The organism is Actinoallomurus vinaceus (genome assembly GCF_039542055.1).
In the GTDB taxonomy this organism is placed as follows: Bacteria; Actinomycetota; Actinomycetes; order Streptosporangiales; family Streptosporangiaceae; genus Actinoallomurus; species Actinoallomurus vinaceus.
Genome location: NZ_BAABHK010000003.1, coordinates 787,024 through 799,773 on the forward strand (window position 1 = coordinate 787,024; position 12,750 = coordinate 799,773).

General features: G+C 72.7%; 13 protein-coding genes. 7 read left to right on the forward strand and 6 right to left on the reverse strand.

All coding sequences use genetic code 11. The annotated features are described in order from the left end of the window. Positions 1 to 23 precede the first annotated feature (23 nt). Positions 24 to 1,085, forward strand: coding sequence for a polyprenyl synthetase family protein (locus ABEA24_RS14675; protein WP_345431326.1), 1,062 nt, complete (start codon positions 24 to 26; stop codon positions 1,083 to 1,085). Positions 1,086 to 1,181: 96 nt separating this feature from the next. Continuing rightward, the gene (locus ABEA24_RS14680) at positions 1,182 to 1,352 is read left to right on the forward strand and encodes a hypothetical protein (protein ID WP_345431327.1); all 171 of its coding nucleotides are present in this window, start codon (positions 1,182 to 1,184) and stop codon (positions 1,350 to 1,352) included. Between the two features lie 134 nt (positions 1,353 to 1,486). Here the strand turns inward: ABEA24_RS14680 and ABEA24_RS14685 are convergent, their stop codons facing one another. The 5 genes from ABEA24_RS14685 to ABEA24_RS14705 form a co-directional block, all read right to left on the reverse strand. After that, entirely contained in the window at positions 1,487 to 1,906 is a 420-nt protein-coding gene (locus ABEA24_RS14685; protein WP_345431328.1) for a hypothetical protein, read from the reverse strand. A 266-nt stretch (positions 1,907 to 2,172) separates the two neighbouring features. After that, positions 2,173 to 2,340, reverse strand: coding sequence for a hypothetical protein (locus ABEA24_RS14690; protein ID WP_345431460.1), 168 nt, complete (start codon positions 2,338 to 2,340; stop codon positions 2,173 to 2,175). Positions 2,341 to 2,447: 107 nt separating this feature from the next. Then, on the reverse strand, positions 2,448 to 3,131 hold the full coding sequence (gene thiE / locus ABEA24_RS14695) for a thiamine phosphate synthase (protein ID WP_345431329.1): 684 nt from the start codon (positions 3,129 to 3,131) through the stop codon (positions 2,448 to 2,450). A 52-nt stretch (positions 3,132 to 3,183) separates the two neighbouring features. Further along, entirely contained in the window at positions 3,184 to 3,561 is a 378-nt protein-coding gene (locus tag ABEA24_RS14700; RefSeq protein WP_345431330.1) for an Rv2175c family DNA-binding protein, read from the reverse strand. Positions 3,562 to 3,602: 41 nt separating this feature from the next. Then, positions 3,603 to 4,769 (reverse strand): NAD(P)/FAD-dependent oxidoreductase, encoded by a 1,167-nt coding sequence (locus tag ABEA24_RS14705; RefSeq protein WP_345431331.1) that lies wholly within the window; start codon positions 4,767 to 4,769, stop codon positions 3,603 to 3,605. Positions 4,770 to 4,917: 148 nt separating this feature from the next. Here ABEA24_RS14705 and thiO point away from each other — a divergent pair, with 148 nt between their 5' ends. The 5 genes from thiO (at position 4,918) to ABEA24_RS14730 (ending at position 10,438) form a co-directional block, all read left to right on the forward strand. Then, positions 4,918 to 6,033 carry a glycine oxidase ThiO gene (gene thiO, locus ABEA24_RS14710; RefSeq protein WP_345431332.1) on the forward strand — a complete coding sequence of 372 codons (1,116 nt, stop codon included), beginning with the start codon at positions 4,918 to 4,920 and terminating at the stop codon, positions 6,031 to 6,033. Continuing rightward, positions 6,030 to 6,230, forward strand: a complete 201-nt coding sequence (gene thiS, locus ABEA24_RS14715; protein WP_345431333.1) for a sulfur carrier protein ThiS — start codon at positions 6,030 to 6,032, stop codon at positions 6,228 to 6,230. Before thiO ends, thiS begins: the two co-directional genes overlap by 4 nt. A gap of 229 nt (positions 6,231 to 6,459) precedes the next feature. Continuing rightward, a complete protein-coding gene (locus tag ABEA24_RS14720; RefSeq protein WP_345431456.1) occupies positions 6,460 to 7,218 on the forward strand; it encodes a thiazole synthase in 759 nt (252 codons plus the stop codon). Between the two features lie 217 nt (positions 7,219 to 7,435). Continuing rightward, positions 7,436 to 9,457, forward strand: a complete 2,022-nt coding sequence (pknB, locus tag ABEA24_RS14725) for a Stk1 family PASTA domain-containing Ser/Thr kinase (RefSeq protein WP_345431334.1) — start codon at positions 7,436 to 7,438, stop codon at positions 9,455 to 9,457. A 117-nt stretch (positions 9,458 to 9,574) separates the two neighbouring features. Beyond that, entirely contained in the window at positions 9,575 to 10,438 is an 864-nt protein-coding gene (locus tag ABEA24_RS14730) for a deoxyribonuclease IV (RefSeq protein ID WP_345431335.1), read from the forward strand. 591 nt (positions 10,439 to 11,029) lie between these two features. On the opposite strand, the gene ABEA24_RS14735 is transcribed toward ABEA24_RS14730, so the two are convergent. Further along, the gene (locus tag ABEA24_RS14735) at positions 11,030 to 12,727 is read right to left on the reverse strand and encodes a sodium/solute symporter (RefSeq protein ID WP_345431336.1); all 1,698 of its coding nucleotides are present in this window, start codon (positions 12,725 to 12,727) and stop codon (positions 11,030 to 11,032) included. Between the last annotated feature and the right edge of the window lie 23 nt (positions 12,728 to 12,750).

The window sequence follows — 12,750 nt, forward strand, 5'->3', positions numbered from 1 at the left end:
TAAGGCCCACTAGTCTCAATCGTATGACCCCCAGTCGCGTTCGCAAGGAGGTCGACGAGGCGCTGTACGCCTTCGTCGACCGGCAGCGCCCGGTACTGAGCGCCGTCGGCGACGACCTGACCCCGATGCTGACCGCGCTCGACGCACTACTGGCCGGCGGAAAGCGGTTGCGGCCCGCGTTCTGCTACTGGGGGTGGCGCGGCTCGGGCGGCGAGGACGGGCCGGAGATCTTCACGGCGGCGGCGTCCCTCGAGCTCCTGCAGGCGAGTGCGCTGATCCACGACGACGTGATGGACGGCAGCGACACGCGGCGCGGTCAGCCCGCCGCCCACCGCCGGTTCGAGGCGCTGCACGCCGAGTCGGGCTGGCGCGGCTCGGCCGAGGCGTTCGGCGCGGGCGCGGCGATCCTCCTCGGCGACGTGTGCCTGTCCTGGTGCGACGAGATGTTCCAGGGCAGCGGCCTGCCGCCGGAGGCGCTGCGCCGTGGCCGGCCCGTCTTCGACATCATGCGCACCGAGGTGATGTGCGGGCAGTACCTCGACCTCGTCGGGCAGGCGCGGGGTTCGGCGGCGGACGGCCGGGCCATGGTGGAGGCGGCGCTGCGGGTCGTCCGGTTCAAGGCCGCCAAGTACACCGTCGAGCGGCCGTTGCAGCTGGGTGCGGCGCTCGCCGGATCCGGCGCGATGGCGGAGCTGTCGGCGTACGGCATGCCGGTGGGGATCGCGTTCCAGCTGCGCGACGACGTCCTGGGGGTGTTCGGGGATCCGGCCGAGACCGGCAAGCCCGCGGGCGACGACCTGCGCGAGGGCAAGCGGACCGTCCTGATCGCGCTGACCCTCGAGCGGGCGGATCAGGCGCAGGCGGCGACGGTGGAGCGGCTGCTGGGCGACCCCACGCTCGGCCCCGACGGGGTGGAGCGGCTCCGGTCGATCATCGTGGAGACCGGCGCGCTCGACGCCTGCGAGCGGATGATCGAGCGGTACGCCGACGAGGCGTCCGGCGCGCTGGCGAGCGCGCCGCTCACGGCGGAGGCCCGCGCGGCCCTGTCGGAGCTGACGATCGCCGCCACGGCCCGAAAGGTCTGACCCTCTCTGACCTGGACCTCCGCACAAGATCCAGATTCGCCGGACAAGCCGGGTTTGAGTACTCAAGAATGGGGGCATGACAACCCGATTGCACGCATGAAGCTCGACACGCCGTACCCGCCGCGTATCGCCGAACCCGTGGCCCGAGTGTGCGTCCCCGCGCCCGCGCCGCGACGGAGCCCCCGCAGCCGGAGACTGATTCTCGCGCTGACCTTGGTGGCCGTCGCCGGGTTTTTGCTGGGCCTGGGCCTGCCGGCCCATCCCTGAGATCTCACCTGACGCGGCGGCGCGTTCCTGAGCAGAGGCCGGCGAGACCGGCCCCCCATCCCGGCAAAGTGAAGAGCCCCCGGCCCGAGAGAGCGGGCCGGGGGCTCCTGTCGTACGAGGGTGAGGACTCAGGCTTAGAACACGCGCTTCGGCGTGACCGTCTCCGGCTTGCCGTTGCCGATGCTGATGACGACCTTGGTCGCCGTCTTCTTGGAGACCAGGTTCACCGCAGAGCCCTTACTGAGGCCCTTGACGACGACCGTCGCCTTGCCGATCACGATCTTGCCCCGGTAGGCGGTGACCTTGAGCGTGACTGCGGTCTTCGAGAGGTTGACGGCGGAGCCCCTCACCTTGGTGCCCGCCGCACGCTTCGGGTTGAAGGTGACCGTTCCAAGCGCCTGCGCCTTCTTGCCGGACGCGTAAACGTGGAAGTGCTTCACCACCTGCTTGGGCTTGGGCTTCGCGGCGGTGGCGGCCTCGGCGGTGCCGGCGGCGCCCATGAGGGCGACACCGGACACGATCGTGGCGGCAAGCGTCTTACGGATCAACGACATGCGTTTCTCCTCTTTGAGAAGGGGGGTTCGGCCGCGTCTGGGCGACCCTTCACCCGCGGCCGGAGGTGAAGCTAGCAAGCTCTTCGATCTTGCTGGAAGGTCCCAGGACCAAGTTGAGCCGGAAGTCCCCCATAAAGTCGACCAAAATAGTCTGGAAGACCTGTCGCCCCTGCTCAAAGCTCCTGGCAGAGAGAGGGTGAACCCCGGCGTCCCCGGGCCGCCAGAGAAATGATCAAGCGGACTCTGGCGCGACCGGGCCGGGTCTGTTACCAGTGCGGCGGCCGGTCCTCCAGCAGGCGGGCGTCGTCGTCATCGTCCACGGAGTAACCGCCCCAGCCGAGCTCGGACTCGTCGCGCGTCTGGTCGGGCAGCACCGCCAGATCGTCGTCGTCGGCCAGCTCAACGAAGCGGTCATCGTCAGGGTTGCCGATCACGCGTCCCATTGTCGCGCATCCGACGAGTGCTCCGAGACCGGGGCCGCCGACCGCCCCGGAGGCTAGGCGGTGTCCGGCGGACCTTGTTCAGATCCGCCGGACACCCCCTAGAACGCCGGGTCGGCGGCGCGGAGGCGGCGGGCGAGCTCGGCGGCGGCGCCGCGCGGATCGTCCGCTTCGGTGATCGCCCGGACCACGACGACGCGGCGGGCCCCCGCCGCGAGCACCTGGTCGAGGTTGCCGGCGTCGATGCCACCGATCGCGAACCACGGGCGGGTGAAGCCGCCTCGGGAGACGTACTCCAGCAGGCCGAGTCCGGGCGCGTGACGGCCCGGCTTGGTCGGCGTCGGCCACGTCGGGCCCGCGCAGAAGTAGTCCACGCCGGGCTCCGCGGCGGCGGCCGCGGCCTGCGCCTCCGAGTGGGTCGACCGGCCGATGAGCACGTCCTGGCCGACGATGGCACGCGCCGCCGGGACCGGGAGGTCGTCCTGCCCCAGGTGGAGCACGTCCGCGCGTACGGCGTGGGCGATGTCGGCCCGGTCGTTGACCGCCAGCAGCGCGCCGTGCCTGTCGCAGGCCGCGCGGAAGGCCGAGAGGTACTCGATCTCCTGCCGCGCCTCCAGACCCTTCTGCCGGAGCTGCACGATGTCGACGCCGCCCGCGAGGGCCGCGTCCAGGAATGCCTCCAGGTCGCCCTGGGACTCCCGTGCGTCCGTACAGAGGTAGAGGCGGGCCCGGTCGAGCCGGGCCCGCAGGGTCACGGCGCGTTCAGAGGGCAGGTGCCTGAGCACTCGGTTGGCCTTTCGGTCATTCCGGCGCGCCGCGCCACCCGCCCTATGACGATCAAAGGGCGAGCGCCTGGGCGCGCCGGTTGATCTCCTTGACGCGGTGCTGGGTGAGCGCCTGGACGGGCGTGCCCGGCAGGGAGGCGTCCTCGGTGAACAGCCAGCGCAGCGCCTCGACGTTGTCGAAGCCGGAGTCCGCGAGCACGTTGAGGGTGCCCTGGAGTCCCTTGAGCGGCTGGTCGCCGGAGATGAACGCCGCCGGGACGCAGAGGCCGTCGGCCCGCTGCACCCCCAGGAGCTTGTGGTCGCGGAGAAGCTGCTTCACTCGCTTGAGATCGAGGCCCAGCCTGTCGGCCGCCTCGCGCAGGGTGAGCCACTCGCCCACCAGTGCGTCGGTCTTTCGGTCGATCTCGATTTCGGCAACGGTGTGCGTCACGGAACCCTGCCTACCACCTTCGGCACCTTCTGAAACCTCACTCACGGGGCAGCGTCTCTGACCGGAATGGCGGGATCCGCCAGCGCTGACCGGTCGATCCGCTTCTGAGCTGCGATGATACGCCTCGCTTGTACCAGGTCGCGAGGCCGGTCGACCGTCACGATCGCGGCGAGCCGATCGCCGGTGAGCCAGCAGGCCGCCCAGCCGCCCGCCGCCGGGTCCCCGCGCCAGATCATGGTGTCGGCGACCGGGTGATGCCCGGCGTACTGCACCATGTGCCCGAACTGCTCCGACCAGAAGTACGGCACCGGATCGTAGACCCGCTCGCCGCCCAGGAGATTGGCGGCCGCGACCTCCGGGGCGTTCAGCGCGGTGTCCCAGTGCTCGACGCGCAGGCGGCGCCGGAACGTCGAGGACCACCAGGCGGCGCAGTCGCCGACCGCGAACACGCCGGGGCGGCCGGTGCGCAGCCGCTCGTCGACGGCGATCCCGTCGTCGAGAGTGAGATCGGAGCCTTCGAGCCACGACGTCTCGGGGCGGACTCCGATGCCGGTCACGACCGCGTCCGCCTCGATCGAGCCCCCGCCCGCCAGCTCGAGGCCGCCGCGCTCCACGGAGGCGACCTTGACGCCGTGGCGGAGTTCGACGCCCGCCTCGGCGTACCAGGGCGCGGTCTTCGCGCCGACCTCGGCGCCGACGGCGGCCGCGAGCGGCGTGTCGGCGGCCTCCACGACGGTGACCCGGCAGCCGGCCTTGGCCGCCGCGGTCGCGACCTCCGCGCCGATCCAGCCGGCGCCGACCACGGCCACCCGGGCACCGGGGCGCAGGTCGGCGCGGAGGGCGCGGGCGTCGTCGATCGTGCGCAGCACGTGCTGTGGGCCGTCGCCGGGCAGCCGGATCGGCGACGCGCCCGTCGCGATCACCAGGCCGTCGAAGCCGAGGGGGCCCGCCGTCGTCTCCAGGACGTCCGTGAGGCCGGTCACACGGTGGCCCAGGAGCAGCTCGCAGTCGAGCGCCGTCCAGTCGGCGTCGACGGTCGTGTCGTCGAGTTCGCCGCGCAGGACGGCCTTGGACAGCGGCGGCCGGTCGTACGGGCGGTGGGGCTCGGCCCCGACCAGGGTCAACCGGCCTGGGTAGCCCTGTGCCCGCAGGGCCTCGACGGTCCGGACGCCCGCCAGCCCGCCACCTGCGACGATCACCCGTTCCATGGTCGTGACCTTATAGTCTGGATACGTAAGCGTAAGCGCGGGAGTCCGGCGCACCGGGCTGAGAGGGCGGCACAGCGGCCGCCGACCGCATGAGTCCACAGCGGGCTCTGGACCTGATCCGGATCATGCCGGCGAAGGGAGCGCATGCGTGCGGCACGTGGTCATCGTGGGCGGCGGAGTGATCGGTCTCGGGATCGCGTGGCGGTCCCTGACCCGTGGCATCCGCGTCACGGTCGTCGATCCAGAACCGGCGAGCAAGGCGTCGCGCGTCGCCGCCGGAATGCTGACCCCCGTCACCGAGCTCGGGTACGGCGAGGACGCCCTGCTGCGCCTCGGGATCGTCTCGCGTGACCGGTTCCCCTCGTTCGTCGCCGAGCTGGAGGAGGCCTCCGGCGTCGACACCGCGTTCCGGCGCGACGGGGTGCTGCAGGTCGCCCTCGACGCCGACGACCTGGCCGTCCTGGACGAGCTGCGCCGGTTCCAGGAGTCGCTCGGCCTCGCCGCGGAGGCCCTCACCGGCCGGGAGTGCCGGCGCCGTGAGCCGATGCTGGCGCCGTCGGTACGCGGCGGGCTGTTCGCGCCCGACGACGGCTCCGTCGATCCGCGTCGCCTGTCGGCGGCGTTGCTGGCGGCCGTCGACCGGCTCGGCGGGACGCTCATCCGGGACCGCGCGACCGAGATCCTGGTCGACGACCGTGCCGCCGGGGTGCGCCTCGCCGGCGGCGACTCCCTCGCCGCCGACCAGGTCGTCCTGGCCGCCGGTCCCTGGAGCCACGAGATCAAGGGCCTGCCGCCGGACGCCGTCCCCCCGGTCCGCCCGGTGAAGGGCCAGGTGGTGCGCCTGCGGAGTGCGGTGCCCTTCCTCGGCCGTACCGTCCGTGGCCTGGTGCGGGGCTCCTCCGTCTACCTGGTGCCCCGCGCCGACGGCGAGCTCGTCATCGGCGCGACCCAGGAGGAGATGGGCTACGACACGACGGTCACCGCGGGCGGGCTGTGGGAGCTGCTGCGGGACGCCCGCGAGCTGGTGCCCGGTGTGACCGAGCTGGCGTTCGAGGAGGTGAGCGCCGGCCTGCGGCCCGGCTCGCCGGACAACGCCCCGATGCTCGGGCCGTCGTCCGTGCCCGGTCTGCTGCTCGCCACCGGTCACTTCCGCAACGGCGTGCTCCTCACCCCGGTGACCGCCGACGCCCTCGCGGAGACCATCGCGACCGGAGAGCCGCCCGAGGTCATCCGGCCGTTCTCACCCGGAAGGTTCCACGATTGAAGATCACCGTGAACGGCGCCGAACGGGACGCCCCCGACGGGTCGTCCGTGGCGGGCGTGGTCGCGTCGCTGACCGGGCGACCGGCCGGCGTCGCCGTCGCGCTGAACGACGAGGTCGTGCCGCGCGCCGACTGGAACACCACGATTCTTCGGGAGGCGGACCGCATCGAGGTGCTGACCGCCGTCCAGGGAGGTTGACATGCAGCCACACGCCGAAGACGGCCCCACGGAGGCCCTCGACGCCATGACCGGCGACCGTACCGCCGGCTCGGCCGGATCGGCCGGAGACCGCGCCGGCGCGCCCGCCGACCGCGGCGATGCCGTCGCCGAACCGGCCGCCGGCCGCGCCGGAACGGATGCGGCCGGCCGTGTCTCTCCCGACCAACCGACCCCGACCGACCTCCCGGCGGCCCGGCCGGGGCCGCTCGTGATCGCGGGTGAGAGCTTCGAGTCGCGGCTGATCATGGGCACGGGCGGCGTGCCGAGCATGCACGTCCTGGAAGAGGCTCTGACCGCGTCGGGCACCGAGCTGACCACCGTCGCGATGCGCCGCGTCGGTGCCGACGCCCCCGGCTCCGTGCTCGACGTCCTCCGCCGATGCGGCATCCGGATACTGCCGAACACCGCCGGGTGCTTCACGGCGGGCGAGGCGATCCTCACCGCCAAACTCGCCCGGGAGGCCCTGGGGACGGACTGGGTCAAGCTCGAGGTGATCGCCGACGAGCGGACCCTGCTGCCCGACCCGATCGAGCTGCTCGACGCGGCGGAGCGGCTCGTCGACGACGGGTTCGTCGTACTGCCGTACACCAACGACGACCCGGTGCTCGCCCGGCGGCTCGAGCAGGCCGGCTGCGCCGCGGTGATGCCGCTCGGCTCTCCCATCGGCTCGGGGCTGGGCATCCGCAACCCGCACAACATCGAGCTGATCGTCGAGCAGGCCGGGGTGCCGGTGATCCTGGACGCGGGCCTGGGAACGGCCAGCGACGCCGCCCTCGCCATGGAGCTCGGCTGCGACGCCGTCCTGCTCGCGACCGCCGTCACCCGGGCCCAGTCGCCCGCGCTGATGGCCGAGGCGATGCGGCGTGCGGTGGAGGCCGGCCGGCTGGCCCGTCTCGCGGGCCGGATCCCCAAGCGCCGCTACGCCCAGGCGTCCTCGCCGTGGGAAGGGCTGAGCTCGGCCGGATGAACCCGTTCCCATGGCCGGAAACGGTCACGCCGCACGCACCCGGCGGTTGGAAGCCGCCACTCCCCCGATCTCCGCGACGACCCGGATCGGTTCGGTTCGCCGGGCAAGTGGCTCAGCAGGGGATTCGCCGGGAACTTGGTCTCGATCGCACAAGGATTGATGCTTTGATCCGGACTGGTGACGAGTATGGGCCTCAATCCCTAATACACTCCCCCTGATGGATACGACGGTTGCGGACCCCCTCGTCGGGCAGGTGCTCGACGGGCGCTACCTCGTACGGTCACGTGTCGCCCGCGGAGGCATGGCCACCGTTTACGAAGGTCACGACACCAAGCTCGACCGTACGGTGGCGCTGAAGGTCATGCACGGAAACCTCGCCGGGGACGAGGAGTTCGTCCGGCGCTTCATCGGCGAGGCCAAGCACGCCGCCGCCCTGTCCCACCCCAACGTCGTCGCTGTGTACGACCAGGGCACCGACAAGGGCTATGTGTTCCTCGCGATGGAGTTCGTCCCCGGGCGTACGCTGCGCGCCCTGCTGACCGAGCGCGGCCGGCTGGGTCCGCGCGAGGCGCTGCAGGTCATGCAGCCGGTGCTGTCCGCGCTCGGTGCCGCGCACCGCGCCGGGCTGATCCACCGCGACGTCAAGCCCGAGAACGTCCTGCTCACCACCGACGGGCAGGTCAAGGTCGCCGACTTCGGCCTCGCCCGGGCGGAGACGGCGAGCAAGCAGACCGCGACCGGCATGATCATCGGCACGGTCGGCTATCTCGCGCCCGAGCAGGTCATCTCCGGTGACGCCGATGCCCGCACCGACGTCTACGCGGCGGGCATCATGCTGTTCGAGCTGCTCACCGGCCGTCAGCCGTACGACGGCGGTACGCCGCTGGCCGTCGCCTACAAGCACGTCAACGAGACGGTGCCGCTGCCCTCCAGCGTGATCCAGGGCCTTCCGCCGCAGCTGGACGCACTCGTGGCCAGCGCCACCAACCGCGACCCCGCCCGACGGCCCTCCGACGCCGACCACTTCCACGCCGCGGCCGGCGAGGTCTACCGGACGCTGCCGCCGGAGGTCGACACGGCGCTGGCCGGAGTCGCGCCGGCGCCGCCGCCTCCACCTGCTCCGCTTCCGCCGGCGCCCCCCGTCGGCGTCACGGCCGCCGACGGCTCGACTCAGATGTTCGGCGCCCACGCGGGCGGCTATGCGCCGCCGCACGCGGGGACGCAGACGTTCGGCCCGCACACGATGGCGATCCACCGCGAGCCGCCGCCACCGCCTCCGACGATGCGGGACCGGCTGCTGCGGCCGCCGGGCCTGTACGGGCTGATCGCCGCCGGCCTCGTTGTCGTGCTGCTGATCGGCGGGGTCGTGTGGTTCCAGACCGTGGGCAACAAGGAGCGTGTGCCCACGCTGGCGGGGATGACCGAGGAGCAGGCCCGCGTCAACGCCGCCAAGGTCGGGTTCAAGGTCAAGGTCGGCGCCTCGCGCTACGACCCGCGGGTCCCGAAGGACAAGGTCGCCGAGGTCCAGCCGACGGAGGGCACGGAGGTCAAGAAGGGCACCCTGCTCACGCTGATCCTGTCCAAGGGCAAGCAGCCGGTCGGGATCCCCGACGTCAAGGGCGACACGGTCGACGTGGCCACGCAGAAGCTGCAGCAGCTGGGGCTCAAGGTCGGCAATCAGGTCAAGCTGAGCAGCACCACGGTGCCGAGCGGTTCCGTGATCAAGACGCGGCCGGCGGCCGGCACCCAGCAGAGCCCGGACGACCCGGTCACCCTCGTCGTCAGCAAGGGCATGCAGATGCCCAACCTGGTCAACCTCAAGCGAGAGGCGGCCGCCCAGAAGCTGGCCAACCTCGGCCTCACCGTGCAGTGGCAGGAGCAGGACCCGGCCGACGGGCAGCAGCCGAACACCGTGATCGGGCAGAACCCTCAGCCCAACCAGACCGTCGCCCGTGGCCAGCAGGTCCAGGTGGTCGTCACCAAGGCCAAGAAGAAGTGCGACCCCCTGGACTTCATCTGCCAGTGGCAGCAGCGCGACCACGGCAACGACCAGAACGGCCAGCCGGCCGTCGTGCCCGATGTCCGCGGCCAGCCGATCGTGCAGGCGGCCCAGACGCTCATGGACAACGGTTTCCAGCCCCAGGTGGCCGGCGGCAACGCCGGTGACGTCGTCACCGGCGAGGACCCGCCCGGCAACACCCCGCTGCCGAAGGGCACGGTCGTCAAGATCTGGCACTGACCGCCGCCTCCCGGGTGCACCACGCCGGGGAGGCGGCGCCGGTCGTCGGTCGGCGCCGCTCCTCGGAGCGGCGCCCGGCCGAACGGCACCGGTGCGGGGCACTAAGCTGAACCGGTCATGGCCAGTGAACCCATCAATCCGATCGGCGCGCACGTCCCGGTGGCGGGCGGGCTCGCGACCGGCGGGCTGCGCTACGCCGCCGAGATCGGCGCCGAAGCCGTCCAGGTGTTCGTCAGCAACCCTCGAGGCTGGGCCCGGGCGGCCGGGAAGCCCGACGAGGACCAGCGGCTGCGCGAGTACGGCGAGGAGCACGACCTGCCGGTGTTCGTGCACGCCCCGTACCTCATCAACCTCGGCTCGCCGAGCCCCGAGACCATCGCCAACTCCGTCGCCTCGATCCGGCACGCCCTGCAGCGCGGCGCCGCGATCGGCGCGCGCGGCGTGGTCGTGCACACCGGCTCCGCGGTGTCGCAGCCGCGCGAGGACGCGATGCGGCAACTCCGCGAGCACCTGCGGCCGCTGCTCGACGAGATCCCCGACGACGGCCCCGACCTGCTCCTGGAGCCGATGGCCGGCCAGGGCGCCATGCTGTGCGCCACCGTGCAGGACCTCGGCCCGTACCTCGACGCCGTCGACCGTCACCCGCGCGCCGGGGTCTGCCTCGACACCTGCCACGCCTTCGCCGCCGGGCACGACCTGACGGCGCCGGGCGGCGTCGCCGAGATGCTCGACGCCCTGGCCGAGACCGCTGGGGCCGACCGGCTCAAGCTGATCCACGCCAACGACAGCAAGGACCCCTGCGGTTCCCGCAAGGACCGGCACGAGAACATCGGCGCCGGGCTGATCGGCGCGGCTCCGTTCGCCGAGCTGTTCCGCCATCCGGTGAGCCGCGGCGTGCCTCTCGTCATCGAGACCCCGGGCCGCAGCGCCGAGCCGCACCGCGCCGACGTCGAGGCCCTCAAGAAGCTCCGCGACGGCTGAGCCCGGCGGCCCGCCCGGGCCGCTCCGGCCGACCCTCACATCCGGCTCGGACCGCTCCGGCCGCGCCTCGCGTCCGGCTCGGACCTCCGGCTGAGCATCGCGCCCGGCTTGGGTCGCTCCGGCCGCGCCTCGCATCCGGCTCGGACCTCCGGCCGAGCATCGCGCCCGGCTTGGGCCGCTCCCGCTGGGCGTCGCATCCGGCTCGGGCCACTCCGGCCGAGCCTCACGCCCAGCTCGGGCCACTCCAGCCGGGCTTCGTGTCCGGGTTAGGCCGCTCCCCCGCCGGTCTGGCGAGGGAGCGGCGCCCGGTACCCGCGCGCCCGATACGGGCACGGCCCCGGCATGAAAAAGGCCTGGGTGCCGCTGAACAACCCCCCGACCGTTCAGCAGCACCCAGGCGCGCCGCCTGGCGTCCACCCCCCCGAGTCGGAGCCTGGCGGCCGTCCCGAGAACGTTGCTGTGTCCGAAACCCTAGGGTCCCGGCACCGCCCCGCGAAACCCATATTGGCCTCGCCTCGGCAAACGGTCAGTAGTGCGCGGTATACGTTCCGTAATCGAGAGTCGAGCGGTCTGTGGGACGCGACGAACGGTTCACGGCGGCCCCTCCGGCAGGAGGTCCTCGGGCAGGTGCATGCGGGCCATCGCCTGGTCCGTACGGTCGGGGACCCACCCGGGGGTGAGGAGCGAGACCGCGACCGTCACCGCGAACGCCAGCGGCACGGTGACGATCGCCGGCTGCTCGAGGAGAGTGCCGAGCCAGCCGGAGCCGTAACCGGGGTCGCCGAGGACCCGCGCCAGCCCGGCGGCGGTGGCCGGCACTCCGCCGGCGAGCAGCCCGGCGAGCGCGCCGGGCGGGGTGATCCGCCGCCACCACACGCCGAGGACGAGAAGGGGGCACAGCGACGAGGCCGCGACGGCGAACGCGACGGTCACCAGCGCCGCCGACTGCGGAGTGCAGGCCCAGGGCGCGAGCAGCAGCGGCACCGCCACGGCGACGAAGACGGCGGTCTGGAAGCCGCGTACACCGCCTCCAAGGCCCCGCGCGATGCTGCCCGACACGGCGACCACGACGCCGCACGACGTGAACGTGAAGGCGGCGAATGCCCCCGTCGCGACGAGGGCGGTGAGCAGGTCGCCGGTGACGCCGGGCACGATCCGGTGCGGCAGCAGGAGCAGCGTCGCGTCGGTCTCCCCGGTCATCAGCAGCTCCGGCGTGTAGAGCCGGCCGAGCGTGCCGAACAACGCCGGGAACAGGGAGAAGACCGCCAGCATCAGGACGACGAGCCCGGCCGTTCGCCGGGCGGTGCGCCCGGACGAGTTCGTGTAGAAGCGCACCATGATCTGTGGGAGGCCCATCGTGCCGAGCATCGTCGCCAGGAGCACGGAGTAGGTGGCCGCGAGCGGATGCTCACGGCCGCCCGCGAAGGGCGTCGCCCAGCGGTCGCCGCGCAGCAGCGCGATCCGGGACGTGTGAGGCACGGCGGCGCCCGCCGGGAACCGGAGACGGGTCCCGGCCCGCACCCGGTGGCGGCCCGCCGGGAGGCGCAGCCGCTCACCGGTGTGCCGCCGGCCGTCGAGGACGCCGGTGACCGCGACGACGGCGGGGGCCGTCAGGTGGATTCCGGCGGCCGTGTCGGCCGTCACCGTGGTCTCGCGGTGGAAGTACGGGGGCCGGGCGGCGTCGGCGTCGTTCTGCAGCCGCCAGACGGCCAGGAAGACGAGCGCGGGGATGGTCACGGCGGTCAGCTTCAGCCAGAACTGCACGGCCTGGACGCCGGTGATGCTGCGCACCCCGCCGGGGAGGACGAGCACGACGACCGCGGCCATCACCACGAGCCAGCCCATCCACACCGGCAGTCCGCTGATCACCGCGAGGGTCACTCCGGCTCCCTGGAACTGCGGCAGCAGGTAGAACCAGCCGATGACGAGGACGCAGGCGCTGACCGCGCGGCGCACCCGCCGCGAGCCCAGCCGCCATTCGGCGAAGTCCGACAGGGTGTACGCGCCGGAGCGCCGCAGCGGCGCCGTCACGAGGGCGAGCAGCACGACGTGACCGGCGGCGGCGCCGATCGGCAGCCACAGCATGTCGGCGCCGTACGCGAGCACGAGGCCGGCCATGCCGAGGAAGGCCGCCGCGGAGACGTACTCGCCGCTGATCGCCGAGGCGTTCCACCAGGGCGACACCTCGCGGGCGGCGGTGTACAGGTCGGACACCTGGGCGGGCCGGCCCCGCGCCGGCACGGTCGCCAGGGAGGCGATGAGCAGGGCCATCGCGAGCATTGTGATCATGTGTTCTCCTCGCCGGGCGGCGA

Coding starts and splice junctions, on each gene's coding strand:
- ABEA24_RS14675 (WP_345431326.1), top strand. CDS start 24: ATGACCCCCAGTCGCGTTCGCAAGGAGGTCGACGAGGCGCTGTACGCC.
- ABEA24_RS14680 (WP_345431327.1), top strand. CDS start 1,182: ATGAAGCTCGACACGCCGTACCCGCCGCGTATCGCCGAACCCGTGGCC.
- ABEA24_RS14685 (WP_345431328.1), bottom strand. CDS start 1,906: ATGTCGTTGATCCGTAAGACGCTTGCCGCCACGATCGTGTCCGGTGTC.
- ABEA24_RS14705 (WP_345431331.1), bottom strand. CDS start 4,769: ATGGAACGGGTGATCGTCGCAGGTGGCGGGCTGGCGGGCGTCCGGACC.
- pknB (WP_345431334.1), top strand. CDS start 7,436: ATGGATACGACGGTTGCGGACCCCCTCGTCGGGCAGGTGCTCGACGGG.
- ABEA24_RS14730 (WP_345431335.1), top strand. CDS start 9,575: ATGGCCAGTGAACCCATCAATCCGATCGGCGCGCACGTCCCGGTGGCG.
- ABEA24_RS14735 (WP_345431336.1), bottom strand. CDS start 12,727: ATGATCACAATGCTCGCGATGGCCCTGCTCATCGCCTCCCTGGCGACC.